The 24,761-nt window shown below is 45.7% G+C and carries 24 protein-coding genes; 17 read left to right on the forward strand and 7 right to left on the reverse strand.

Going from position 1 to position 24,761, the window contains the following annotated elements:
- Nucleotides 1-4 precede the first annotated feature (4 nt).
- From holA to lipA, 10 genes are all read left to right on the forward strand, one after another.
- Nucleotides 5-1,024 (forward strand): DNA polymerase III subunit delta, encoded by a 1,020-nt coding sequence (gene holA / locus NL646_RS16745; RefSeq protein WP_005496214.1) that lies wholly within the window; start codon nt 5-7, stop codon nt 1,022-1,024.
- 90 nt (nt 1,025-1,114) lie between these two features.
- On the forward strand, nt 1,115-1,432 hold the full coding sequence (gene rsfS / locus NL646_RS16750) for a ribosome silencing factor (protein WP_005456130.1): 318 nt from the start codon (nt 1,115-1,117) through the stop codon (nt 1,430-1,432).
- Nucleotides 1,433-1,436: 4 nt separating this feature from the next.
- Nucleotides 1,437-1,907 (forward strand): 23S rRNA (pseudouridine(1915)-N(3))-methyltransferase RlmH, encoded by a 471-nt coding sequence (gene rlmH / locus NL646_RS16755; protein ID WP_086483952.1) that lies wholly within the window; start codon nt 1,437-1,439, stop codon nt 1,905-1,907.
- Between the two features lie 29 nt (nt 1,908-1,936).
- Nucleotides 1,937-3,862 carry a penicillin-binding protein 2 gene (mrdA, locus tag NL646_RS16760; protein ID WP_253664465.1) on the forward strand — a complete coding sequence of 642 codons (1,926 nt, stop codon included), beginning with the start codon at nt 1,937-1,939 and terminating at the stop codon, nt 3,860-3,862.
- Nucleotides 3,862-4,983 (forward strand): rod shape-determining protein RodA, encoded by a 1,122-nt coding sequence (gene rodA / locus NL646_RS16765; protein ID WP_021449681.1) that lies wholly within the window; start codon nt 3,862-3,864, stop codon nt 4,981-4,983. The genes mrdA and rodA overlap by 1 nt, the downstream gene beginning before the upstream one ends.
- Nucleotides 4,984-4,985: 2 nt before the next feature.
- Nucleotides 4,986-5,789 carry a septal ring lytic transglycosylase RlpA family protein gene (locus tag NL646_RS16770; RefSeq protein WP_005483406.1) on the forward strand — a complete coding sequence of 268 codons (804 nt, stop codon included), beginning with the start codon at nt 4,986-4,988 and terminating at the stop codon, nt 5,787-5,789.
- Nucleotides 5,790-5,881: 92 nt separating this feature from the next.
- Entirely contained in the window at nt 5,882-7,060 is a 1,179-nt protein-coding gene (locus NL646_RS16775; RefSeq protein ID WP_005488796.1) for a serine hydrolase, read from the forward strand.
- A 138-nt stretch (nt 7,061-7,198) separates the two neighbouring features.
- Nucleotides 7,199-7,477 carry a DUF493 family protein YbeD gene (gene ybeD / locus NL646_RS16780; RefSeq protein WP_005488798.1) on the forward strand — a complete coding sequence of 93 codons (279 nt, stop codon included), beginning with the start codon at nt 7,199-7,201 and terminating at the stop codon, nt 7,475-7,477.
- A gap of 176 nt (nt 7,478-7,653) precedes the next feature.
- Entirely contained in the window at nt 7,654-8,316 is a 663-nt protein-coding gene (lipB, locus tag NL646_RS16785) for a lipoyl(octanoyl) transferase LipB (RefSeq protein WP_005488805.1), read from the forward strand.
- Nucleotides 8,313-9,278: a lipoyl synthase gene (gene lipA, locus NL646_RS16790; protein ID WP_005496220.1), complete on the forward strand. Its 966-nt coding sequence runs from the start codon at nt 8,313-8,315 to the stop codon at nt 9,276-9,278. The genes lipB and lipA overlap by 4 nt, the downstream gene beginning before the upstream one ends.
- A gap of 261 nt (nt 9,279-9,539) precedes the next feature.
- Here the strand turns inward: lipA and glyA are convergent, their stop codons facing one another.
- A complete protein-coding gene (gene glyA / locus NL646_RS16795; RefSeq protein WP_005479594.1) occupies nt 9,540-10,790 on the reverse strand; it encodes a serine hydroxymethyltransferase in 1,251 nt (416 codons plus the stop codon).
- A 347-nt stretch (nt 10,791-11,137) separates the two neighbouring features.
- Between glyA and NL646_RS16800 the strand changes: the two genes are divergently transcribed.
- The 3 genes from NL646_RS16800 to NL646_RS16810 all read left to right on the forward strand — a co-directional run bounded on the left by NL646_RS16800 (nt 11,138) and on the right by NL646_RS16810 (nt 14,382).
- A complete protein-coding gene (locus tag NL646_RS16800; RefSeq protein ID WP_005496223.1) occupies nt 11,138-11,740 on the forward strand; it encodes a YitT family protein in 603 nt (200 codons plus the stop codon).
- A gap of 90 nt (nt 11,741-11,830) precedes the next feature.
- Nucleotides 11,831-13,351: a winged helix-turn-helix domain-containing protein gene (locus NL646_RS16805; protein WP_253664466.1), complete on the forward strand. Its 1,521-nt coding sequence runs from the start codon at nt 11,831-11,833 to the stop codon at nt 13,349-13,351.
- Nucleotides 13,352-13,482: 131 nt separating this feature from the next.
- Nucleotides 13,483-14,382 carry a hypothetical protein gene (locus tag NL646_RS16810; RefSeq protein ID WP_136677758.1) on the forward strand — a complete coding sequence of 300 codons (900 nt, stop codon included), beginning with the start codon at nt 13,483-13,485 and terminating at the stop codon, nt 14,380-14,382.
- 104 nt (nt 14,383-14,486) lie between these two features.
- Here NL646_RS16810 and treC read toward each other — a convergent pair whose 3' ends face one another.
- From treC to gmhB, 4 genes are all read right to left on the reverse strand, one after another.
- Complete coding sequence (gene treC, locus NL646_RS16815) at nt 14,487-16,172, reverse strand: alpha,alpha-phosphotrehalase (RefSeq protein ID WP_253664467.1); 1,686 nt, start codon at nt 16,170-16,172, stop codon at nt 14,487-14,489.
- Between the two features lie 87 nt (nt 16,173-16,259).
- Nucleotides 16,260-17,684, reverse strand: a complete 1,425-nt coding sequence (treB, locus tag NL646_RS16820; RefSeq protein ID WP_024700102.1) for a PTS trehalose transporter subunit IIBC — start codon at nt 17,682-17,684, stop codon at nt 16,260-16,262.
- Between the two features lie 176 nt (nt 17,685-17,860).
- Entirely contained in the window at nt 17,861-18,808 is a 948-nt protein-coding gene (gene treR / locus NL646_RS16825) for a trehalose operon repressor TreR (protein ID WP_005479596.1), read from the reverse strand.
- 102 nt (nt 18,809-18,910) lie between these two features.
- Nucleotides 18,911-19,462: a D-glycero-beta-D-manno-heptose 1,7-bisphosphate 7-phosphatase gene (gene gmhB / locus NL646_RS16830; RefSeq protein WP_005459163.1), complete on the reverse strand. Its 552-nt coding sequence runs from the start codon at nt 19,460-19,462 to the stop codon at nt 18,911-18,913.
- Nucleotides 19,463-19,804: 342 nt separating this feature from the next.
- Here gmhB and metN point away from each other — a divergent pair, with 342 nt between their 5' ends.
- The 3 genes from metN to NL646_RS16845 are packed head-to-tail and all read left to right on the forward strand — an operon-like array spanning nt 19,805 to nt 22,348.
- On the forward strand, nt 19,805-20,839 hold the full coding sequence (metN, locus tag NL646_RS16835; RefSeq protein WP_025499999.1) for a methionine ABC transporter ATP-binding protein MetN: 1,035 nt from the start codon (nt 19,805-19,807) through the stop codon (nt 20,837-20,839).
- Complete coding sequence (locus NL646_RS16840; protein WP_005459160.1) at nt 20,829-21,506, forward strand: methionine ABC transporter permease; 678 nt, start codon at nt 20,829-20,831, stop codon at nt 21,504-21,506. Before metN ends, NL646_RS16840 begins: the two co-directional genes overlap by 11 nt.
- Before the next feature lie 32 nt (nt 21,507-21,538).
- Nucleotides 21,539-22,348, forward strand: coding sequence for a MetQ/NlpA family lipoprotein (locus NL646_RS16845; RefSeq protein WP_005459159.1), 810 nt, complete (start codon nt 21,539-21,541; stop codon nt 22,346-22,348).
- 104 nt (nt 22,349-22,452) lie between these two features.
- Here NL646_RS16845 and NL646_RS16850 read toward each other — a convergent pair whose 3' ends face one another.
- Together NL646_RS16850 and syd are read right to left on the reverse strand one after the other, a co-directional pair.
- Nucleotides 22,453-23,229, reverse strand: coding sequence for a Zn-ribbon-containing protein (locus NL646_RS16850; RefSeq protein WP_005459158.1), 777 nt, complete (start codon nt 23,227-23,229; stop codon nt 22,453-22,455).
- A gap of 2 nt (nt 23,230-23,231) precedes the next feature.
- Entirely contained in the window at nt 23,232-23,777 is a 546-nt protein-coding gene (gene syd / locus NL646_RS16855) for a SecY-interacting protein (RefSeq protein WP_025521221.1), read from the reverse strand.
- Between the two features lie 108 nt (nt 23,778-23,885).
- On the opposite strand from syd, the gene queF reads away from it, so the two are divergent.
- Nucleotides 23,886-24,731 (forward strand): NADPH-dependent 7-cyano-7-deazaguanine reductase QueF, encoded by an 846-nt coding sequence (gene queF, locus NL646_RS16860; protein WP_253664468.1) that lies wholly within the window; start codon nt 23,886-23,888, stop codon nt 24,729-24,731.
- Nucleotides 24,732-24,761: the final 30 nt, after the last annotated feature.

Raw genomic sequence — 24,761 nt, forward strand, 5'->3', positions numbered from 1 at the left:
CAACATGCGAATTTATGCTGACAAGCTAGCTGACCATCTAGCCAAACACTTAAAGCAGGTTTATCTGATCTTCGGAAACGAACCGCTACTGATCCAAGAAAGCCGCCAAGCGATTCAAAAAACCGCTCTACAACATGGTTTTGAAGAAAGACACCGTTTTGCTGTCGATGCAAGTTTAGATTGGAACCAAGTGTATGACTGCTTTCAAGCTCTGAGCTTATTTTCTAGTCGACAACTCATTGAGCTTGAGATCCCAGAAAGCGGTGTCACCACAGCTATCAGCAAAGAGCTACAGACTCTGTGTGACATGCTGCATGATGACATCATGCTAGTGATCATCGGAACGAAGCTGACTAAAGCGCAAGAAAATGCCAAATGGTTTAAAGCACTGAATACCAAAGGCGATTGGGTCAGCTGCTTAACGCCGGATCTTCAGCGTTTGCCTATGTTTGTGCAAACGCGCTGCCGCGCATTAGGTTTAAAGCCCGATCAGCAATCCTTACAGATGTTGGCACAGTGGCATGAAGGCAACTTATTTGCACTTTCTCAGAGTCTAGAGAAACTGGCTTTGCTCTATCCTGATGGCGAACTGACTGTTGTACGCTTAGAGGAAGCCTTAAGTCGACACAACCACTTTACGACGTTTAATTGGATTGATGCGTTACTTGCAGGTAAAGCTAATCGTGCTCAACGCATCCTGCGTCAATTAGAAGCCGAAGGCATTGAAACGGTCATTCTCATCCGAAGTGTGCAGAAAGAGTTCAATCAACTATTAAGCATGCATCAAGATCTGACTCAAATGTCGATTAGCCAAGTCTTTGAGAAGTATCGCGTTTGGCAAAATAAACGTCCGCTTTATAACGCCGCGTTAATGCGCTTATCAGCAAGCCGTATTTGCGCCCTAATCTCCTTGCTTGCGCAAGCTGAGATTAAAGCCAAAACCCAGTATGACGAGTCCGTCTGGCCAACTATTCATCAATTGAGCTTAGAAACCTGCTCTCCTGATATTAAGCTGGCAATTTAAAAATCAAAGCGTGCTATAGTGCGCGACCTATTTTGCCCAACTACACGCAAAATAGATGAGATGTAAAAGAGATAACCCGAGGAAAACCGAGTGCTTCGCGAAGAACTGAAAGACTTTTTAGCAGACAAAGCCGACGATATGAAAGCGGAAGATATTGTCATCCTAAACGTGGAAGACAAATCCAGCGTAACAGACTACATGATCATTTGTACGGGTACGTCTAAACGCCACGTTTCATCCATCGCCGATCACGTTGCATCTGAAGTAAAAAAAGCAGGCCTTGAACCTTTAGGTATGGAAGGAGAAAACGAAGGTGAATGGGTTGTCCTAGATATGGGCGACGCGATGCTGCATGTCATGCAGGAAGAACACCGCTCTCTGTACCAACTAGAAAAACTCTGGGGTTAATCTTTTGAAAATTCAACTAATTGCCGTTGGCACAAAAATGCCAAAGTGGGTTGAAGAAGGCTTCCAAGAATACCGTCGCCGTTTCCCTCATGATATGCCACTAGAGTTGGTTGAAATCTCAGCAGGAAAACGCGGCAAAAACGCTGATATTGCTCGAATTCTACAAAAAGAAGGCGAAGCGATGTTAGCAGCAGTGCCAAAAGGCAATCGTATCGTGACCCTAGATATTCCCGGTAAAAAGTGGGACACCCCACAACTGGCAGAGCAGCTAGAAGTTTGGAAACTCGATGGTCGTGACGTTTCTATTCTGATCGGTGGTCCTGAAGGTTTAGCACCTGCATGTAAAGCCGCAGCCGACCAAAGTTGGTCACTGTCAGCGCTAACGTTACCGCACCCACTTGTGCGTATCGTCATGGCAGAGAGTTTATACCGAGCGTGGAGCATTACCGCTAACCACCCTTACCATCGCGAATAATCGTTGTTTAACTTTAGAGCCAAGCGTTAATGATTCGTAGACGCCGCAGTCAAATCCGAGATTATCAAGCCGAAGCGCGCCTATTCGCTAGCCGCGCTATCGTTGCTTTTTTCGGCATCGTTGTTTTGATGGGCTTGCTGGTCGCCAATATGTACAACATTCAGGTGAACCAGTTTCAAGATTATCAAACCCGTTCAAATGACAACCGCATCAAAGTGGTTCCTATTGCGCCAAACCGCGGTCTTATCTACGACCGAAATGGTGTCCTGTTAGCCGAAAACCGTCCTGTCTTTAACTTGGAGCTGACTCCAGAAAAAATCAAAGACATCGACGCTACTATCCAAGAATTGCAAACCATTCTGGAAATCACACCAGAACAGATCGAACGCTTCCATCGTGAGCGTAAGCGTACTCGTCGATTCAAATCCGTCCCATTGCTAACCCAGCTGAACGAAAAGCAGGTCGCGGTCTTTTCCGTCAACCAATACCGTTTTCCTGGTGTTGAAATTAGTGCCACACTCAAACGTTACTACCCTTACGGGGAAGTGTTAACGCACGTAATCGGCTATGTTTCTCGTATCAATGACCGCGACATGCAGCGTTTGATTCGAGAAGAAAAAGACGCCAACTACCAAGCGACTCGTGACATCGGTAAGTTGGGCATCGAAAAATACTACGAAGATCTGCTGCACGGCACTGCTGGCTACCAAGAAGTGGAAGTCAACAGCCGAGGACGCGTGATTCGCACGTTAAAATACGTACCGCCAGTTCCGGGCAAAGACATTGTCTTAAACCTCGATATCAACTTGCAGCTTTACGTTCATCAGCTTTTGGATGGTCGACGTGGCAGCGCTATCGTGCTTGATCCTCGTGACAATGGTGTGCTAGCTATGGTGTCTAGCCCAAGTTACGACCCGAACGCTTTTGTCCACGGCATTTCTGGTAAAGCCTATCGCGATTTGTTGAACGATAAAAACCGCCCGTTGGTAAACCGCACGACGCTAGGTATTTATCCGCCAGCTTCAACAATCAAGCCATTTATGGCTGTCGCAGCGTTGCAAGAAGGCGTAATCACGCCAAATACTACTCGCAACGACCCAGGTTATTGGCGCATTCCTAACTCAGACACTCGTCCATTCCGTGACTGGTTGCGTTGGGGACATGGCCGCGTGGATGTCATTAAATCCATTGAAGAGTCTGTTGATACGTTTTACTACCAAATTGCTTATGACTTGGGGATCGACCGAATTTCAAACTGGATGATGATGTTTGGTTTTGGTGACTACACAGGCATCGATATCTACGAAGAAAGTAAGGCAAATATGCCAACTCGTGATTGGAAAATGTCTCGTCACAAAACGCCTTGGTACAAAGGTGACACTATTCCTGTTGGTATCGGCCAAGGCTATTGGACGGCGACACCTATGCAAATTGCGAAAGCAACATCGGTGTTAGTGAATAATGGTGCGGTTTCCGCTCCTCACCTCCTAAAGTCCACCATCGATAATGGTGATAACTTTGAGGAACAAGAAACCTCTGAATACGTAACCTACCCACCGATTCAAAATGTGCCAGAAAAATACTGGGATATTGCGAAAGAAGGTATGCGCCGTGTAAACCATGGTACTCGTGGTACGGCTCGTCGTTCTTTCTACAATATGAGCTACCAGACAGCCGGTAAATCAGGTACAGCGCAGGTCTTTGGCTTGAGCGAGAACGAAGAGTACAACGCAGATGAAATCGCGGAACACTTGCGTGACCACGCCCTGTTTACGGGCTTTGCTCCGTTTGACGATCCAAAAGTTATCGTTACTCTCGTGCTAGAAAACGCAGGCGGTGGCTCAAGTAACGGTGGTCCAATGGCGAGAAAAATCTTTGACCGAGTGGTACTTGGCCCAGAAGAAATCAAACCAGAAGATGACAAAACCAACGCGCAAAAAGAGGTTACACGCTAATGAAGATGGATCCCTCTACAGGTAAAAACCGCGCCTTGTTTGAGCGCTTCCATATCGACTTGCCTCTCCTACTCGGCATCTTTGCTTTAATGGGTTTTGGTCTTGTGATCATGTACAGTGCCAGCGGACAAAGTTTGGAGATGATGGATCGCCAAGCAATGCGCATGGTATTGTCTCTTGTCGTGATGGTGGTTCTGGCTCAACTTTCTCCACGAACGTATGAAAGCCTGGCGCCACTAATGTTTATTGCCGGTGTAGTTTTACTATTTGGCGTACTGTTCTTTGGTGAGGCCTCGAAAGGTGCGCAACGCTGGCTCAACCTAGGCTTTGTTCGATTCCAACCGTCCGAATTACTCAAACTTGCGGTACCGTTGATGGTTGCGCGCTATATCGGTCGCCAACCATTACCACCAACATTCCGAACGCTGATTGTTGCGCTAATCATGGTGTGCTTACCAACGATTCTTATCGCGAAACAACCAGATTTGGGAACGTCGATTCTGATTGCGGCTTCAGGTATTTTCGTTATTTTCCTAGCAGGCATCAGTTGGAAGATCATCGCAGCGGCTGCCATTGCCTTAGGTGGTTTCATACCAATTTTGTGGTTCTTCTTGATGCGCGAATACCAAAAGGTTCGCGTTCGTACTCTGTTCAATCCAGAATCTGACCCACTTGGAGCGGGTTACCACATTATCCAAAGTAAAATTGCGATTGGTTCTGGCGGTATTTCCGGTAAAGGTTGGTTGCACGGTACGCAGTCACAACTGGAATTTCTTCCTGAACGACACACTGACTTTATCTTTGCAGTAATTGCTGAGGAATGGGGTATGATTGGCTTCCTTTGCCTATTAGCCATCTATCTCTTCATTATTGGTCGAGGCTTGTACCTTGCTAGCCAAGCACAAACCGCGTTTGGACGAATGATGGCAGGCAGTATTGTACTTAGCTTCTTCGTGTATATTTTTGTAAATATCGGCATGGTGAGTGGCATCCTACCTGTTGTAGGTGTACCGTTACCACTGATCAGCTATGGCGGTACCTCGATGGTGACCCTAATGGCTGGTTTTGGCATTTTGATGTCGATTCATACGCACCGAAAAGCATTCTCTAAGGCGACCTAGACATGCAAAAACGCGCTTTATATTCCTTAGTTTTTTCTGCACTGATTTTGGCTGGTTGTTCATCCACCAGCCAAAAGACACAAGAAGGCCGTTACGAACTTGAATCCGATGTAGCACCTGATACACCGCTTTCAGTCGAACACATCGAGGATGCGCATCCCAAATACGAACCTTACAGCCTAGGCGGTAATACCGATTACCACTTGCGCGGTAATGATTACAAGATCGTTCGCGACGCAAAAGGGTTTACTGAAAAAGGTCGTGCATCTTGGTACGGTAAAAAGTTCCAAGGGCATTTGACATCTAACGGTGAAATCTACGACATGTACTCCATGACGGCTGCGCATAAAACGCTACCGTTACCAAGCTATGTGAAAGTGACCAACACCGACAATGGCAAAACCACAGTCGTTCGAGTAAATGATCGAGGTCCGTTTCACGATGGCCGTATCATCGACTTGAGCTACGCCGCTGCGCATAAATTGGATGTCATAAAAACAGGAACGGCGAATGTTGAAATCGAAGTTATCAGCGTAGAGAAACCTACCGATCAAAAGTCGCTAGAATCTCACCCAAAGTACGTCATTCAAGTCGCATCTTCAAAAAATGAAGATCGCGCACGAACTTTAGGCGCAGAGCTTGGTCAAAAGCTGGATACCGAAACTTTCTTGGAAAACGCGAAAGAGTCTTATCGCTTGTTATTGGGTCCATTTACTGACTATTCCCTGACGCAAGCCACACTGGATAAAGTAAAGTTGCTCGGCTATTCGTCCGCATTTATTAAAAAACACAACACTGCGAAATGACCTTGAGTCATGAATTTCTAAACGAAGCCCCTCTTACATAAGTGGGGATTCTGGTAAGATGTGTGCAGTTAAACCCAAAAATTTGAATTACCATGAATAAAAATAAGTTTGTGAAATCTATTCTCGTTTCTTCGGTTGCCCTTTCTGCAACCTTCGCTCAATCTGCTTTTGCATCACCAGTCGTTGTTCCAGATGCGCCTCAAATTGCGGCAAAAGGCTACGTACTGATGGATTACCATTCAGGTAAAGTGCTAGCAGAAAAAGAAATGAACACAAAATTGTCTCCTGCTAGTCTAACTAAAATGATGACCAGCTACGTAATCGGCCAAGAGCTAGCACGTGGTAATATCTCAGAAGATGATGACGTAACCATCAGTAAGAATGCATGGGCGAAAAACTTCCCAGATTCTTCAAAAATGTTCATTGAAGTAGGTACTACGGTAAAAGTACGTGATCTTAACCGTGGCATCATCATTCAATCAGGTAACGATGCGTGTGTGGCAATGGCTGAACACATCGCAGGTTCTGAAGATGCATTTGTTGACCTAATGAACGCGTGGGCAAATACCCTAGGCATGAAGAACTCTCATTTTGCCAACGTTCACGGCCTAGATAACTCAGAACTGTACTCAACACCTTACGACATGGCGCTACTTGGTAAAGCCCTGATTCGTGACGTGCCAGACGAGTACCGTGTTTACTCTGAAAAGAAATTCACTTACAACGGCATCACCCAATACAACCGTAACGGTCTACTTTGGGATAAGAGCATGAACGTTGATGGCATCAAAACTGGCCACACAAGCAACGCAGGTTACAGCCTAGTAAGTTCAGCAACAGAAGGCCAAATGCGTTTGGTTGCTGTAGTGATGGGTACTAAAGATGCAAATGCTCGTAAATCAGAAAGCAAAAAACTACTGAGCTACGGCTTCCGCTTCTTCGAAACAGTAGCGCCTCACAAAGCGGGTGAAACCTTCGTAGAAGAAAAAGTGTGGATGGGTAACAAAGACACCGTTGCTCTGGGTCTTGATCAAGACACTTACGTAACACTGCCACGCGGTGAAGCGAAAAACCTAAAAGCAAGCTTCGTACTTGAAAAAGAGCTAGAAGCCCCAATTAATAAAGGTGATGTAGTCGGTAAGCTATACTATCAAATCGATGGTGAAGATATTGCTGAATACCCGCTAATGGCACTAGAAACCGTGGAGCAAGGCAGCTTGTTCAGCCGTTTATGGGATTACATCGTATTGTTATTCAAGAGCTTCTTCTAAACGAGTCGCAGAATAGCAAACTTATTCGCAAAGCCGCCAATTATGGCGGCTTTTTAAGTCTGTGATCCTCACCTTGAGTTCACCCTAATTTGACTGTACTATTTCGCACCGCAACGAATACCAACTGGAGTTATCGATATGCTAACCATCAACTCTGATGCAAAATTGAAAGACCTGCTTGAGTTCCCTTGTTCTTTTACTTACAAGGTAATGGGTCATGCAAAGCCTGAGCTTCCAGAACTCGTTCTTGAAGTAATCCAGCGCCATGCTCCAGGTGACTACAGCCCAAAAGTCAAACCAAGCGCTAAAGGCAACTACCACTCAGTGTCTATCAACATCACTGCAACGTCTATCGAGCAGGTTGAAACCCTATACAAAGAATTGGGCGAAATCGACATCGTTCGTATGGTTCTATAATTTTTTGATAGATTAAATTTTTTTTGAAAGCAGCTTCGGCTGCTTTCTTTTTATTTATCAACTAGATAACTCGATACCCTTGTGCTTTCAGTTAAAAATCTGTTACTCAGCGGTAGAGCATCTGGGTCATCCGGTTTATAATCCAAAAACTTTATATATTAGCGACAGGAATTACCATGCAACACCAACTTGTTGTAAAACGACTTGGCCGCCAAGACTATGAGCCTGTATGGAAGGCGATGCATGAGTTCACCGACCAACGCACAGAAGAAACCCCTGATGAAGTCTGGTTGGTAGAACATAACCCAGTATTTACCCAAGGGCAGGCAGGCAAAGCTGAGCACTTAATTAACACTGGTGATATTCCTGTCGTACAAAGTGACCGTGGTGGTCAGGTAACCTATCATGGTCCTGGTCAACTCGTGGCTTACTTCTTGATCAACCTACGTCGCAAAAAATTAGGCGTACGAGATCTCGTTACAACCATCGAGAACCTCGTGATCAACACATTAAAAGCATACAATATCGACTCTGCCGCAAGACCAGACGCCCCTGGCGTTTACGTCGATGGCAAGAAAATATGCTCTCTCGGTCTACGTATTCGTAAAGGTTGCTCATTCCATGGGTTAGCCCTGAATGTAAATATGGACTTAACGCCGTTCCTACGCATCAACCCTTGTGGTTATGCAGGCATGGAAATGGTTCAAGTGAGCCAATTTAACGGCCCGAGTGACGTAGAAACCGTAGAAAAACAATTAATAGAAGAACTCGTTACTTTGCTCGATTACGAGCGAGTAGAATTCAGCACAGAAGCACCTTCTCAAGGTAATAAAGCATGAGCAAACCAATCCAGATGGAAAAAGGCGTTAAATATCGTGACGCCGATAAAATGGCATTGATTCCCGTAAAGAACATGCCTACAGAGCAGAAAGAAGTGCTACGTAAGCCTGATTGGATGAAGATCAAGCTACCAGCCGACAGCCAACGAATTCAAGACATCAAAGCTGCGATGCGTAAGAACAAGCTTCACTCCGTATGTGAAGAAGCGTCTTGCCCTAACCTAGCGGAATGTTTTAACCACGGTACAGCAACCTTCATGATCCTAGGTGCAATCTGTACTCGTCGTTGTCCTTTCTGTGACGTTGCTCATGGCCGTCCATTACCACCAGAAGCAGAAGAGCCACAAAAGCTGGCAAGAACTATCGCCGACATGAAACTGAAGTACGTTGTTATTACTTCAGTAGACCGTGACGACCTACGTGATGGTGGCGCACAACACTTTGCCGATTGTAACCGTGAGATCCGCGCGTTAAATCCAGACATCAAGATCGAAACACTTGTTCCTGACTTCCGTGGTCGTATGGACGTAGCGCTTGACCTGATGAAAGACAACCCGCCTGATGTCTTCAACCATAACCTAGAAACTGCACCGCGTCTTTACCGTAAAGCTCGCCCAGGTGCGAACTACAAGTGGTCACTTGAGCTTCTTAAGAAGTTCAAAGAGCAGCATCCAGATGTACCGACCAAATCAGGTCTGATGATGGGCCTTGGTGAAACCAAAGAAGAAATCATCGAAGTGCTTAAAGATCTACGTGCACACGGTGTAACGATGCTAACTCTAGGTCAGTACCTAGCGCCAAGCCGTCACCACTTGCCTGTAGAACGTTACGTTCCACCATCAGAGTTTGACGAGCTAAAAGAAGTCGCACTAGAGCTAGGCTTCACGCACGCAGCATGTGGTCCATTTGTTCGCTCTTCATACCATGCCGATATGCAGGCACAAGGTCTTGAGATCAAATAAGCATCTTGAACTCGAAAACTGAAAAGGTTGGCTTAGTGCCAACCTTTTTTGTATCTGCCAAACAAGAGATGCCCTGCACCACTTTCTTTTATTCGATGGCACGATTAAACAATCCCAGACGCCAGACAAACAAAAAGGCCCTCTGTTGAGGACCTTTAGTATTTTCAAACTGATTCGTTTCTAGTTCAGGGAAAAGGCGCGCAGTTTACAACTGCAAATGAGCACCTTTGACGCAGAAATAGCGCGAATCAGGCAGAACAATTAGGCGTAAACCGGCAGACGCTTACAGATTTCTAATACTTTCTGTTTAGTCGCTTCGATAACTTCTTCGTTGCCGATGTTATCTAGAACGTCACACATCCAGTTTGCTAGATCTTTTGCATCTTCTTCAGTAAAACCACGACGAGTGATCGCTGGTGTACCTACACGAATACCAGATGTTACGAATGGGCTGCGTGGGTCATTTGGTACTGAGTTCTTGTTTACTGTGATGTTTGCTGCACCTAGTGCCGCGTCTGCATCTTTACCAGTGATGTCTTTGTCGATTAGATCAACAAGGAACAAGTGGTTTTCTGTGCCGTTAGATACGATTTTGTAGCCACGCTCTTGGAACTGACCAACCATTGCTTTTGCGTTTTTCACTACGCGAGCTTGGTAAGCTTTGAACTCTGGCTCCATCGCTTCTTTGAACGCTACTGCTTTACCAGCGATAACGTGCATTAGAGGGCCACCTTGACCACCAGGGAACACAGCTGAGTTCAGCTTCTTGTACATATCTTCGCCAGCATTAGACAAGATAAGACCACCGCGAGGGCCTGCTAGTGTTTTGTGCGTCGTTGTTGTTACTACGTGAGCGTGTGGAACAGGTGTTGGGTATTCGCCTGCTGCGATAAGACCAGCTACGTGTGCCATATCAACGAAAAGGTAAGCATCTACTTTGTCCGCGATTTCACGCATGCGCTTCCAATCAACGATTTGCGAGTAAGCAGAGAAACCACCGATGATCATCTTAGGCTTGTGCTCAAGCGCTAGCTGTTCCATCTCGTCGTAATTGATTTGACCCGCTTCATCGATACCGTAAGGGATAACGTTGTAATGCTTACCAGAGAAGTTTACTGGAGAACCGTGAGTCAGGTGACCACCGTGCGCTAGGCTCATACCTAGTACTGTATCGCCTGGGTTAAGAAGCGCCATGTAAACTGCGCTGTTTGCTTGAGAACCTGAGTGAGGTTGTACGTTCGCGTACTCACAACCGAATAGTTTGCATGCACGATCGATAGCAAGCTGTTCTGCTTTATCTACGTACTCACAACCGCCGTAGTAACGCTTGCCTGGGTAGCCTTCAGCGTATTTGTTCGTTAGCTGAGAACCTTGCGCTTCCATTACACGTGGGCTTGTGTAGTTTTCAGAAGCGATAAGTTCAATGTGTTCTTCCTGGCGAAGGGTTTCTTCCTGGATAGCTGCGAACAGTTCCGCATCGTAATCTGCGATGTTCATATCACGCTTAAGCATCTGTATCTCCTGACTCAGATTAGTACTGAAAGTTGCAAAAAAACTGGTTAACGACCTAACGCAAACGTTTTCGTCGCATCAATGGCGCGCATTCTACATAATTTGATCTAGGTCATAAAGAGAAATTTACAATTTTTCTCATGCAGTTTTTTCATGATGACAAGCAATAGTTATCATGGTGATGTTGCAATTGTTCAACCACGATTTATTGCCTGTCAATTTTGTGCTTTACACCCTGTAAAACAGCAATTACATAGGTTTACCGCAAATTTTACCCTCTAGCTACCGAAAAGATCATCTTTTTACTACTATGCACGCCTTATTTCTCACCGATGACTGCAATTTTGATGGAAAAACACTCAAGAAAAGAAGACTGGATAGCAATTCTCACTGGTACCTTTTTGGTAGCTCAGGGCGTTTTCTTTCTCCAATCCGCGAACCTTCTAACAGGAGGCACGACTGGATTGGCATTGCTAATAAGCCAATTTACACCTTTTACCTTTGGTGTGCTGTACTTTTTGGCAAACTGTCCTTTTTACTTACTCGCATGGAAACGCTTCGGCCGTCATTTCGCAATCAATAGCGCTATTTCTGGCGCTTTGGTTTCTATCTTTGCCGATCACCTTTATTTGCTGATCTCACTCGAATCCGTTAACGAAATTTATTGCGCGGTAGCAGGTGGCCTATTGATGGGATTAGGTATGCTGATTTTGTTCCGACATCGCTCCAGCCTAGGTGGCTTTAACGTGTTGTGTTTGTTTATTCAGGACAAGTTTGGCATTTCTGTTGGCAAAAGCCAGATGGCAATCGATGCATGTATCCTGTTTGCTTCGTTCTTCTTTGTCACTCCAGAGGTGATTGGCCTTTCGATTTTGGGTGCCTTTGCACTGAATGTCGTATTGGCGATGAATCACAAACCACACCGATATTCCGTTACCTACGGTTCATAAACTTTTGATGATAATTGACGCGCGATTTATAAGATTTCGCGCTTCAATAACTATATAATATTTCGCGATTTCCAAATAACTCGGTACGGTATGCGCGACTTTCTACAACAAGCCAAACAAACTCACAGTTGTATTGCGATTGGCGAGTTGGTCTACAATCCGAAAACTCAGACTCTTCATCAAGACACTATCGCGATTGATCTCGAACCTCGTACCATTGAGTTATTAGAACTGCTGCTAACAAGCGTGGGGCATCCGCTCTCTGCCGACACCATTATCGAAACCATTTGGCAGAGCAAATTCATCTCCAAGAATGTGCTCACTAACCGCATTAGCACCTTACGTGCGCTGCTACAGCAACACCTACCCGAGTACGATGCGGCTAAGCTCTTGGTCACTTATCCTCGCAAGGGCTATTTTCTTAACCCTGCCAATATCCGTTTAATACCACCGGCGAAAAGCCATCGACGCGTTATTCCAACTCAGGTTGCGAGTAATAAGAACTTCAAGCTAATTTTTGCTTATGGCTTGTGCGCCATACTTGCGGTTTGTAGCGTGACGCTCGCAAGCTTGTTATGGCAACGCCAAGAGATTTCAACACAACAAACACGTCATCAGTTACTTATCCCCAAAGTCGAGTTGCTGCTCAACCGTGTCGATGCAATCGGCTCTCAGGCGCGAAAATATCGCACACTAGTCAAAGCCGTCTTACTTCAACAACAAGTCGAATATCCATATACCGACATAGCTAACCAAGACGCTCCAAGTTACTTTCTGGATCCCATTGGTCATACACCGTATTTCCCTGGTGCACGAAATATGCAGACCAGTGATTACGAACTCAACATAGAGTTAAAAGACGGCGCAGAATCAGGTACCTTGAAAGCGCAGATGAACCTTATTTATCCTGCGACAGGGAAGCTGGCATTTCGCAATGAATACACACTGCGCTTATCCGACCTACAATCGGACATATTCCAAATTCACTCGGATGTCGCGCAATACTTCAACTTGCCTGCACCTTCGGCAAGCACATGGCAGCTGTCAGACGTTCACCAAAAAATGCTGTTTGAGAATGTCTTTTCTAACCAACCTCTCCAACAAGCTGATGAGTTTGCAGCTATCACAACCGCAAGGCATCTCGCGTTGTACGAGCAAGAGCCCCAAAAGCTGGAAGCGTATTTGACGCAAGTGCAGTCGTCGTTCGATGTTTTGCCGGATGAGCTAAGCCTCTGGTTGGGCGTATTGCATTTCAAACTAGGTAACCTAGACCGAGCAAAAGTTCTGTTGACTACTCCAGATGGCGACTCACGCATTCAAAACGCGCTGATTTATACGTTTGTGTCTCACATCGCTTATAAGCAAAACAAACTTGAACAGTTCCGTCTCAACTACATGGAATCACTGGTGGCACTGCTGCGCGTTTTACCCTCCGAGACATTGTTTGAACGTCTTTCTCAATCAGAATCGAAAGAAACTTGCCTTCAACCATGGAAAACGTTGCATGTCAGTTTGACCGATCAAGAAATTATCAGCCGATGGAAAGCGCTCATCAATGAGTATTGCACCAACGTAGCTAACGAAATAAGCCCAAATAAAACAAAGGCCTAAATATAAAATTAAGCTTTCGTTAAGCGCTATTAGCTTTTGTTTTTTGCCCTTTTTATCTCACTGAACTTAGCATGCTCGCATTCAAGCAACGGCCCAACATGAAGCGGCCTTATCAATCAGGAATGTAAACCATGCTAAACAAAATGACGCTTATCGCAGCAGCAACTCTGGCTCTTTACGGCTGTGGCGGAGGTTCGTCTTCTGGCGGTGCTAATCCAAACAAAGTGCCTCAAGAAAGTTTCGACATCGCGATTCAAAACTCCATTTTCGCTCCCGAGACAAACACACAACTTAGCTATTCGTTTAGCTTGGATGGCCAATCTGAAGGTGACATGAAGCTGAGCTTTCAAGCGATGGATAGCGAGCAAATATTGGCAGCATTGGCACAAATCCCAAACAGCGAGGCAATCATCCAGTTGGTTAATGACTTGGTGAACTACGGCGCTCAACAGTTCTATTACTCTGACGAACAGTTCAATAACGAAGAAGAGAGCAATACACTTTATTTTGCAGGCTCTGATGGTGCACTTCATGAAGTCACCGACGTTTATTCTATTGGCAATCAGTTTATTGCCATGCTAATGCACAGTAGCCCGATTTTCCGCCTGAACGGTAACGACGTAAAAGAGAAAAGCCCGAACATTGATATCGGTGAAGAAACCATGTCTCTGCAAACCACTCTTACAGGCAACGCAGTACACCACCTGTTAGACAGTTTTGAAGAACATGAGTGGGTACAACACCTGCCAATGACAGCATCTTGCCAAGTGGTTTGGCAACAGCAAATCCGAGAGACTGGCGTACGTAAAACGTTCTCGATTTCGGGCAAGACAATTGAAGCGGCGTACCTGACGGAAGAGAATACTTACAACCTAAACTGCGATGATATGGACTCAATGGAGTTCGCCACTTCAGCAGAACGTTGGTTTAACCCGAGCTTAGGTCTGATTGAGCAAATCGAACTACTAAAAGTACAACAAGTACAAATCAACGAAGAGAAAGTGCAGCTAACAGCGATTGAAACAAAATAAGCTCGCATCTTTTAGAAATACGGCATCTCAATAAAAGAAGGCTTTGGGGAGCACACCAAAGCCTTCATCTCGAACATCAATCCCAGGGGTGATGACACCCGAGTTTATTCTTCTATCAATAAAATACGAGTTTCGTAAGGTCGTAACACTTGATGGTTTGATGCGACTGCGCTCGCTGAGTTTTGATAATTGGATAGCAAGTTTTTCGCTTTACTCATATCAAAACGTTCTGGCAGAACGCATTCCACCTCTTCAGCGTAGTAGTTATTGATACACAGCAGCGTTTGTTTGTCGTTCTGGCGAGCGTAAGCAAAAATGCGTTGATGCTCTGGCAGTAAATCTTCATAACGGCCATCGGTGATCACCGGAACCTGTTTACGTAGCTCAATCAAACGTTTGTAGAAGTAGAACACCGAGTTCAAATCAGCAACCGCTGCTTCTGCGTTGATTTCAGAGTAATTCTGCGCCACCTCAAGCCACGGTGTGCCTTCGGTAAAACCAGCGTGCTTTTGGCTGTTCCATTGCATTGGTGTACGTGAGTTATCACGCGACTTCTGCGCCAAAATCGCCATCATCTCCTCGTGTGATACACCATCACGGTTGACCATAATGTCATACATGTTGGTGCTTTCTACGTCACGGTACTGGCTGATCTCGGTGTAACCTGGGTTGGTCATACCAATCTCTTCACCTTGATAAACATACGGTGTGCCTTGCATCATATGTACAGACGCCGCCAGCATTTTCGCCGACTCAACGCGGTATTGTTTATCATCACCTAAGCGGCTGACCACACGAGGTTGATCGTGATTACACCAGAACAGCGCCCCCCACCCTTTGCCATTTAAGCCCGTTTGCCAATGGTTGAAGATCTGCTTTAACTGAATGAAATCAAACGGCGCTTTGGTCCATTTTTCACCATTCGGATAATCGACTTTCAGGTGGTGAAAATTGAACACCATCGACAGCTCTTTGCCATTTAATGAAGAGTATTGCTGGCAGTGCTCTAGCGTGGTCGAAGACATTTCCCCCACCGTCACGCTGCCGTACTTTTGAAACACGGCTTCGCTGATTTCTTGCAGATATTCGTGCACGCGAGGACCATCCGTATAGAAACGGCGGCCATCGCCAATATCATCACTTGGGAAGTCTTGCTGTTTAGAAATCAGGTTGATGACGTCGAGACGGAAACCATCCACGCCTTTGTCTGCCCAGAAACTGATGACTTCTTTGACTTCTTCACGCACCACTGGGTTTTCCCAGTTCAAATCCGCCTGCTCTTTAGCAAAAAGGTGCAAGTAGTACTGCCCTGTCGCGTCATCCAATTCCCAAGCATTGCCTCCAAACTTCGATTGCCAGTTGTTAGGTTCAGAGCCATCAACCGGATCTTTCCAGATGTAGTAGTCACGGTATGGGCTGTTTTTGTCCCCTAACGCGGATTGGAACCAATGATGCTCAGTCGACGTGTGGTTCACTACAATGTCCATGATGATACGAATACCCAACTGATGCGCTTCTGCCAGCAAGGTATCGAAATCTTCCATAGTGCCGAACTGTGGATTGATCGCGTAGTAATCGGAAATGTCATAACCGTTATCAACCATAGGAGACTGATACACTGGCGTCAGCCAAATCGCATCCACACCAAGATGTTTTAGATAATCCAGTTTAGAAATGATCCCTTGAATGTCGCCCGTGCCTTTACTGCCACTGTCACAAAAGCTTTTTGGGTAAATTTGGTAGATGGTTGCGGTTTTCCACCAGCTCTCATCATGCTTGGTCATAGCCATTTCTAACACTCACTTACCAGTAATCGGAAACTTAAAATTTGAAAAGAAAAACAGGAGGAGGCAGCCAAGTCACTGCCTCAAATTGAATTACGCGTTTGCCGCTTCAAGCTCACCTTTCGCTTGTGCACGCTTATAGAGAATTAACGTTAATGCGGCAGGTACCACCATCGCGACTAGCATCGCCAGAGCAAAGATGCCCCAGAACTGCGGCTGGATAGATAAGATACCCGGCAAGCCGCCTACGCCGATACCGTTCGCCATTACGCCCGCACTACCACAAATAGCAGCAGCACATGCACTACCAATCATCGCGCTCAACATTGGGAACTTGTATTTCAAGTTGATGCCGTACATGGCTGGCTCAGTTACGCCAAGGTAGGCGGAAATCGCCGCAGGCACTGAGATTTCACGCTCATCCTGCTTTTTACTGATGATAATGATGCCAACCACTGCCGATGCTTGAGCAATGTTCGATAGTGCAATCAAAGGCCAAATCGGCGTGCCACCCAATTCTTGCATCAACTGCAAGTCAACGGCGTTGGTTGTGTGGTGGATACCTGTGATCACAAGTGGCGCGTATAAGAAGCCGAAGATAGTTGAACCAATCATCGCAAAGTCACCCGTCATGGCTGCTTTTGCTGCGAAAGCAACGCCGTCACCCAACATACGACCGAATGGGCCAATGATAGAGTGCGCAAGAATCACAGACACAATGATGGAAACAAACGGTACTACTACTAGGTAAAGGTAAGACGGAATGATGCGTTTTAAGCGTGTTTCGATAAACGCTAGTGCGATACCTGCTAACATCGCGGGAATCACCTGCGCTTGGTAACCGACTTTCTCAATCGCAAACAACCCAAAGTCCCACACTTCAGGTACTTGCTTACCAATCAGGTAGGCGTTCATTAACTGCGGCGAAACCAATGTCACACCGAGCGTGATACCCAGAATCGGTGTACCGCCGAGCTTTTTCACGGTCGACCAACACACACCAACGGGTAGGAAGAAGAAAATCGCTTCACCAATTAACCATAGGAATGAGTGAACAGTCGCCCAAAACTGACTAATTTCCGTTAGGGTTTGACCATCAAACATCTTAATGTCGCCAATCACATTACGGAAACCAAGAATCAAACCACCAGTAATGATCGCAGGCAACAGTGGTACAAAGATTTCTGCAAGGTGGGAAATACCGCGCTCAACAATATTCATGTTTTGACGAGCAGCGTTCTTGGATTCGTCTTTGCTCGCTTCACTTTTACCGCTTAGCTCGATCAGTACTTTGTAAACCTCATCAACTTCAGTGCCGATGACAACTTGGAATTGACCTGCGTTGGTAAAACAGCCTTTCACCATACGCAAGGCTTCTAACTGTTTCGTGTCCGCTTTGTCGGTATCATTTAGAACAAAACGCAAGCGAGTTAAACAGTGGCTTACACTGGCAATATTGTCCGGCCCCCCGACCAGCTCAATAAGACGCTCCACGTCTTTACGCGCAATCTTACTCATAACTTTGTCCACCCTGTATTGGATACATTCGATTCATCATTTTATTTTTATAAATGGGAACATTCCCATTTCTTAATTTTAATATTGCCACCCAAAGACAAAAAACAAAATGGGAACAGTCCCATTAATTGAGAATGATCACAGTATAATTTTAGAGCAGATCGTTTTAGAACGGGTTAACGGCAAACAGGATGTTGAGTGAAGTGAACGACTTCTTCATCGCCATTTAATTGATTAATCAGCATCTTAGCGGACTTTTCACCCGCAAGGGTATAACCTGGGTCAACACTAAATACTTTAGGGAAAAGGAAAGAAAGCAACTCGTTACCACCCACGCCTGTCACGACCACGTCTTCACGGCCTAACTCTTGAAGACGCTTAATTACGCCCAATGCAATGGTATCGCTGGCACACACAATGGCTTGCGTGTCTGCTTTTAGAACGTGATCCACCAATTGATAAGCACTTTCATGGCTAAGCTTACCGGTTTGGAAACAAGGTGTGAGTTGTTTACGTTGACACCAAGCTTTATAAGCATTTAAACGCGCCAAGCCTGTGGTTTTGTCTTCAGGATCAACACCAATATAAGCAATGCGAGAGAGAGATTGCTGCTCAAGATGAGACAAAGCCATGTCTATCACGCCTTGGTTATCATAATTGATGGAAGAGACGTTATTGGTATCCATCGCAATCACCACAATGCGATTGCCCCACTCAGCTAAGGCTTGCTCATCGCACCCAGTAAAGCCAAACACAATCACCCCATCCACATTGCGACGCTTAAGCACGTTTAGATGCTCGTTGGTTTTGTCGCGATCAAATTGGCTCTCCATGATCACTGCATCATAACCAGCGGAATACAATGCATTGAGCATTGTACCAACAGCACGATTTTCGGATGGTGAGTCCAGACGGGAGATAATAACTCCAATGACTTTTTGGCTACCGCCACGCATTGATTGCGCAGATTTGGACGGTACATAGCCAGATTCACGAATGATTTGCTCTACTTTCTCTCGCGTTTGAGGTTTCACTTTTGGATCGTTGGTAAGCACACGGCTTACTGTTGATTTGCCAACGCCTGCCAATTTCGCGATATCAAGAATGGTGAGTTTTTTGCTCATAAGTGATCAAACTAGAATGGATGAATGCTTAGGTGACTGAACTTTAACAGCAATAAAAGAAAAGGGAAGCAAACGCTTCCCTTAAACATGCAAATTGTGGTGTTATTTTTGTAAATACGCTGGCACATCTGCGATGCTATCGAGCACTACTGTAGCTAATGCTTCACCTTGCTCGGTGATTGGCTTACCTGTGCGAACCAGAATCTTAGTGCCAACACCTGCGGCTTCTGCTGCCATCATGTCTTCGGCTTTATCACCAATCATCACAGATTTTTCCATGTCGATCTTCAAGAAGTCGCGAGCAGAGATAAACATACCAGGTTTAGGTTTACGGCAATCACAATCTTGCTTGTAGTCACCGATGCCATGCTCAGGATGATGTGGACAGTAGTAAAAACCATCAAACTCAACGCCATTATCAACGAAGTTCCAGTCCATCCATTGTGTCAGAGACAAGAAACGGTCTTCACTGAATTTACCGCGTGCGATGCCCGATTGATTCGTTACAAGCACCAACAGGTAACCTTTATCTTTCAGCGCTTTTGTCGCTTCAAACACACCGTCAATGTACTCAAAATCATGTTCGTCATGAACGTAGCCGTGGTCAACGTTGATCACGCCGTCACGATCGATAAAAACAGCAGGTTTTGCCAAAACGTATTTCTCTATTAACTCGGTTTAATCAGATTATTACATACCTTATAAACTTCAACACTATCTAATTCGTTCTAGGCCTCGACAAAACGGTTGATTTGTTGGGCAAGAATCGGTAAATCTGAGGGGGCCCCTCCGCTCATCTTCTTGTTGTTATCTACGCCTCTTTCTTTCCAAAACAGAACATCCATACATTTAGACGTCTAGACGTAAAAATATCTATTGACTTCATTCTGGTTAACCCATAGCATCAACTGAGAATTGAGATAAAGCTCAAAATTAAGTTCTGTCAAAGGCCGTTTTTGACAGCGAAGTTCCCCTTATCTCTGGGCAGGTTGAAACATGATAGAAATAAAAAACGTCAATAAAGTGTTCTACCAAGGCAGTAAGGAAATCCTTGCCCTGAAAGACATTAACCTACACATCGCCAAGGGCACCATCTTCGGTGTTATCGGTTCATCAGGCGCTGGTAAAAGTACGCTGATCCGCTGTGTAAACATGCTAGAAGCACCAAGCTCTGGCTCCATCATCGTTGATGACGTTGATTTAACAACACTCAGCAAAAAGCAGTTGGTCGAAACGCGCCGCAACATTGGCATGATCTTCCAGCACTTCAATCTGCTTTCGTCTCGTACTGTGTTTGATAACGTGGCTCTACCACTGGAACTGGCTGGCAAAGACAAATCGCAAATCACAACAAAAGTGACTGAGTTGCTAAAGCTCGTTGGCTTAGCGGACAAGCACGAAAGCTATCCGTCCAACCTAAGTGGCGGTCAAAAACAACGTGTGGCTATTGCTCGTGCATTGGCATCCGACCCAAGCGTACTGTTGTGTGACGAAGCCACCAGCGCATTGGATCCTGCAACAACTCAATCCATCCTTGAGCTATTAAAAGAAATCAACCGCAAACTCAACATCACGATTCTACTGATCACCCACGAAATGGAAGTGGTAAAAAGCATCTGTCACGAAGTGGCGATCATCGGTGGTGGTGAATTGGTTGAGAAAGGCACGGTTGGCGATATTTTTGCGCACCCTAAAACGGAACTGGCTCACGAGTTCATTCGTTCCACATTGGATCTTTCCATTCCAGAAGATTACCAAGCGCGTTTGCAACCAAATCGCGTTGAAGGCAGCTACCCTCTTGTCCGTATGGAGTTTACTGGCGCAACCGTAGATGCACCGTTGATGTCGCAGATTTCGCGTAAGTACAACATCGACGTCAGCATTCTGAGTTCCGATCTTGATTACGCCGGCGGCGTTAAGTTCGGCATGATGGTCGCAGAGCTGTTTGGTAATGAACAAGACGACAGTGCAGCAATTGAATATCTGCGCGAGCACAACGTAAAAGTAGAGGTACTTGGTTATGTCCTTTAATACGATTTTTGAATGGCTAAGTTTAAACAGCAAACTACTTTTAGGTGCTACGTGGGAAACCATCTACATGGTCGCGGTTGCGGGCGTAGTTGGTTTTGCGGTCGGCATTCCATTGGGAGTGATTCTGCATATTACTAAGAAAGGCGGCTTACTAGAAAACACCAAACTGAACGGAATTCTTGGTGCAGTGGTTAACGTTGGGCGCTCAGTTCCTTTCCTTGTTTTGATGGTTGCGATCATTCCAGTAACTAAGATGTTAGTGGGCACTTTCATTGGTACAACTGCGGCAATCGTTCCGCTGACTATTGGTGCGATTCCGTTTGTCGCTCGTCTCATTGAAGGGGCATTGCTGGAAGTACCAACTGGCTTGGTTGAGGCTGCGCAATCCATGGGCGCAACACCAACGCAAATCATCACAAAAGTTCTCCTACCAGAAGCAATGCCGACTATTGTTAACTCAGTGACGATTACTCTAGTGACATTAGTGAGCTACTCTGCGATGGCAGGAACGGTTGGCGGCGGCGGCCTCGGTGACGTAGCCATCCGATACGGCTTCCACCGTTACGACATTACTATCATGGCAGTAACCGTTGTGATGTTGATTGTTCTAGTACAAATTATTCAGTCTATCGGTGACGCAGTGGTGCGCCGTGTAGACCACCGATAAGCATTGAAAATACATATTATAAGGAGATAAACATGAAATTTAGCCTTAAAGGTCTTTTGACTGTAGCAACTGCTGCTTCTGCTCTTGTTCTAGCGGGTTGTGGCGATAAAGAAGTGGACGTAAACAAGGTAAAAGTTGGCGTAATTGCAGGTGCTGAAGCGCAAGTTGCTGAAGTAGCGGCAAAAGTAGCGAAAGAAAAGTACAACCTAGACGTTGAACTGGTTACGTTCACGGACTACGTAACACCAAACGCTGCGCTAGATGACGGCTCTGTAGACGCGAACGCTTTCCAACACAAACCTTACCTAGATCAACAAGTTAAAGATCGCGGCTACAAACTAGCTATCGCAGGTAACTCGTTTGTTTACCCAATCGCAGGGTACTCAAAGCAAGTAAAATCTGTGGATGAAATTCAAGATGGCGCACGCATCGCGGTTCCAAACGATCCAACCAACCTAGGTCGCTCACTACTGCTTCTTGAGCAACAAGGTTTGATCACTCTACGTGATGGCGTTGGTCTACTCGCTACAGTACGTGACATCGTAGGCAACCCGAAGAACATTGAAATCATTGAGCTAGAAGCACCGCAACTTCCTCGTTCTCTGGATGACGTAACGCTGTCTATCATTAACACCACTTACGCAAGCTCTATCGACCTGTCTCCAGAGCGTGACGGTGTGTTTGTTGAAGATAAAGAATCTCCATACGTAAACCTAATCGTAGCGCGTGAAGAGAACGTTAATGCTCAAAACGTACAAAACTTCGTAAAAGCTTACCAAACTGAAGAAGTTTACGAAGCAGCGAAAAAACTATTCAAAGGCGGCGTAGTGAAAGGTTGGTAATCCCGCTTTTCTAAAACCGAACTATTCGAAAACAAAAGGGCTGATGTGAAAACATCAGCCCTTTTTAGTCTTTCTCAATCTATCAAGTTACGTCAGGTGAGAACCTATTTAATATGATCCCAAGAGATGTTCGAAACAATTCGGCACGAGTCGCACTTAAAATAGAAGATGTCATGTAATGGCTCATCAAGCAGCCATTCTCCACCACACTTCGGACACTTACGTGCTTTCTCGCTCTCCAACGACTGACCGCCTACGCGATACTGGTAATAGTAAGTTGGAATCTTGGTGATGTATTCGATACGACCACGCAAATCCCAACCGCGGCGGAACAACACACTGTCTACGTCGCAAATTTCGTGCAGCGCCGCATGCTCCGCGCGGCACCCGCCCGCCATTTGGATTTCATCGCACGCTTGCCATTCCGTCTGCCATTTGATGACCGCTTTATGATCGCCATTGAGTGTCGGATCATTACGATACAGTGGAATTGGCAACAAGGTTTCACCACTGCGCAGTGGCGAGCATGTGTGCACATACGTCGTGTAGAGCACTTGCCAACTTGGCGCTTCGTCTTCGGCCGCTTGTTCTGAATTTAAATCACGACCAAGCATACGCATTTTCGGCGCAAGCAAAGACGCATCCGACAAACGATTCATGCACACTTTAACGAAATCTGAATGATAACGCGGATGCAAACTGTCTTGTTCCGGGCAAACCACGCGCACAAAAAATTCACCATCGCCCATCACTATCGGGAATTCACGACCTAGCACTTGGCCGTTGTAACGTAACGCATCCATCAAACCGTTAATGGCTTTATCTACCGCACTGACGGTGGTGTTATCAAAACACTCAAATTGCAACTCAACAACGTACATGCTTACACCGCAGCCTCAATTTTGGCCAAAAACTCCACAACATTCTCTGAGAGCACTTCGCGCTTATCTGTTCCTAAACGCTCTAAAATTACATTGCCCGTTAAGTTACAAATTGAAATCACGTCCAATTCTGCATCCGTCGCTGCAATAAACACCGTCGGTTTTAGCTTTAGACGACGCTGCGTCACCAAGTGACCCAAAATGTTCTCTTGTAAACGAACAAAATCGTCATCACTCCAAACTTGAAGCAATGTCAGAGGATTCGTCTGCCACGTTGCGTCCATATCCGCACTGTATTGAGATCCATAAAACGCTTTAATGTCTTCATGCAGCGTCAACTCAATCGCATTTTCAACGTTAGTAAAATCCGCCATCTCTTCTCGCGGGAATGCTTTCCACAATACCACGCCGTCACACTTCTCTTCGACACATGGAGAAACAAGATCAGCAAGCTCCTCATTGCGAGGCAATTCATTATGCTTATTTTGCCAAGCTTGTTGGTAGCGCAGGCTGAAGTCTTGTAGCGCCTGAGTAACGGTTTGGGTCATGAAGGTCTCCTCATTCCTTATTTGTCAGATAGCAGAATTTGCCGGATAGCAATTAATCAGCGGATTCAGTAAAATTCTCGCCATTCTAATCGAAAACGACCACAAAGTATGAGCAAATATTCTGACGCTAAAGAGCTTGCTGGCCTGACGCTGGGCAAAAAGACTGAGTACGCTAACCAGTACGATGCAAGCCTACTGCAACCTGTACCTCGCAGCCTAAACCGTGATGACCTTGAACTAGGCGACACCTTACCTTTCTTGGGACATGACATTTGGACTCTGTACGAACTGTCTTGGCTAAACAGCAGAGGCTTGCCTCAAGTGGCCGTTGGTGAAGTGTACATTCCTGCAACCAGTGCAAACTTAATTGAGTCGAAGTCATTTAAGCTCTACCTAAACAGCTATAACCAAACCCGTTTCGCGAGTTGGGAAGAAGTAGCAGAGCGTTTAACGCAAGACCTATCCGCATGCGCGGGCGAAAAGGTATTGGTCGAAGTGAACCCTGTAGGTCACTACACCAACCAACCTATCGTGACAATGGAAGGCGAATGCATTGACGACCAAGACATTGAAATCAACAGCTACGATTTTGATGCTGATTTGCTAGCAGGTGCTGCTGGCGAAGATCAAGTGGAAGAAGTGCTGCATAGCCACCTATTGAAATCGAACTGTTTGATCACCAACCAGCCAGACTGGGGCAGCGTTGAAATTCGCTACCAAGGTGCCAAGATCGATCGTGAGAAGTTGCTGCGCTATTTGGTGTCTTTCCGTGAACACAACGAGTTCCATGAGCAATGTGTAGAACGTATTTTCACTGACCTGATGAAATACTGCCAACCAAACAACTTGACTGTGTTTGCGCGTTACACTCGTCGTGGCGGCTTGGATATCAACCCTTACCGTTCGACAGAACAAGATAAGCCAGCTCATAATCATCGCATGGCTCGTCAATAATAGCGTGATAGGCAGAAATAAGTTCGGCAA

The sequence above is a fragment of the Vibrio sp. Y20_XG_PY13 genome, from assembly GCF_024181925.1.
Taxonomy (GTDB): Bacteria; Pseudomonadota; Gammaproteobacteria; order Enterobacterales; family Vibrionaceae; genus Vibrio; species Vibrio parahaemolyticus.

Bases quoted from the DNA above. Each gene is read 5' to 3' on its own strand.
- syd (WP_025521221.1), bottom strand. From the start codon at position 23,777: ATGACCCAAACCGTTACTCAGGCGCTACAAGACTTCAGCCTGCGCTAC.
- queF (WP_253664468.1), top strand. From the start codon at position 23,886: ATGAGCAAATATTCTGACGCTAAAGAGCTTGCTGGCCTGACGCTGGGC.
- lipA (WP_005496220.1), top strand. From the start codon at position 8,313: ATGAGCAAACCAATCCAGATGGAAAAAGGCGTTAAATATCGTGACGCC.
- mrdA (WP_253664465.1), top strand. From the start codon at position 1,937: ATGATTCGTAGACGCCGCAGTCAAATCCGAGATTATCAAGCCGAAGCG.
- NL646_RS16770 (WP_005483406.1), top strand. From the start codon at position 4,986: ATGCAAAAACGCGCTTTATATTCCTTAGTTTTTTCTGCACTGATTTTG.
- treB (WP_024700102.1), bottom strand. From the start codon at position 17,684: ATGAGTAAGATTGCGCGTAAAGACGTGGAGCGTCTTATTGAGCTGGTC.
- treR (WP_005479596.1), bottom strand. From the start codon at position 18,808: ATGAGCAAAAAACTCACCATTCTTGATATCGCGAAATTGGCAGGCGTT.
- treC (WP_253664467.1), bottom strand. From the start codon at position 16,172: ATGGCTATGACCAAGCATGATGAGAGCTGGTGGAAAACCGCAACCATC.
- ybeD (WP_005488798.1), top strand. From the start codon at position 7,199: ATGCTAACCATCAACTCTGATGCAAAATTGAAAGACCTGCTTGAGTTC.
- glyA (WP_005479594.1), bottom strand. From the start codon at position 10,790: ATGCTTAAGCGTGATATGAACATCGCAGATTACGATGCGGAACTGTTC.
- NL646_RS16840 (WP_005459160.1), top strand. From the start codon at position 20,829: ATGTCCTTTAATACGATTTTTGAATGGCTAAGTTTAAACAGCAAACTA.
- metN (WP_025499999.1), top strand. From the start codon at position 19,805: ATGATAGAAATAAAAAACGTCAATAAAGTGTTCTACCAAGGCAGTAAG.
- NL646_RS16775 (WP_005488796.1), top strand. From the start codon at position 5,882: ATGAATAAAAATAAGTTTGTGAAATCTATTCTCGTTTCTTCGGTTGCC.
- holA (WP_005496214.1), top strand. From the start codon at position 5: ATGCGAATTTATGCTGACAAGCTAGCTGACCATCTAGCCAAACACTTA.
- NL646_RS16805 (WP_253664466.1), top strand. From the start codon at position 11,831: ATGCGCGACTTTCTACAACAAGCCAAACAAACTCACAGTTGTATTGCG.
- NL646_RS16810 (WP_136677758.1), top strand. From the start codon at position 13,483: ATGCTAAACAAAATGACGCTTATCGCAGCAGCAACTCTGGCTCTTTAC.
- NL646_RS16850 (WP_005459158.1), bottom strand. From the start codon at position 23,229: ATGTACGTTGTTGAGTTGCAATTTGAGTGTTTTGATAACACCACCGTC.
- NL646_RS16800 (WP_005496223.1), top strand. From the start codon at position 11,138: ATGGAAAAACACTCAAGAAAAGAAGACTGGATAGCAATTCTCACTGGT.
- lipB (WP_005488805.1), top strand. From the start codon at position 7,654: ATGCAACACCAACTTGTTGTAAAACGACTTGGCCGCCAAGACTATGAG.
- rodA (WP_021449681.1), top strand. From the start codon at position 3,862: ATGAAGATGGATCCCTCTACAGGTAAAAACCGCGCCTTGTTTGAGCGC.
- NL646_RS16845 (WP_005459159.1), top strand. From the start codon at position 21,539: ATGAAATTTAGCCTTAAAGGTCTTTTGACTGTAGCAACTGCTGCTTCT.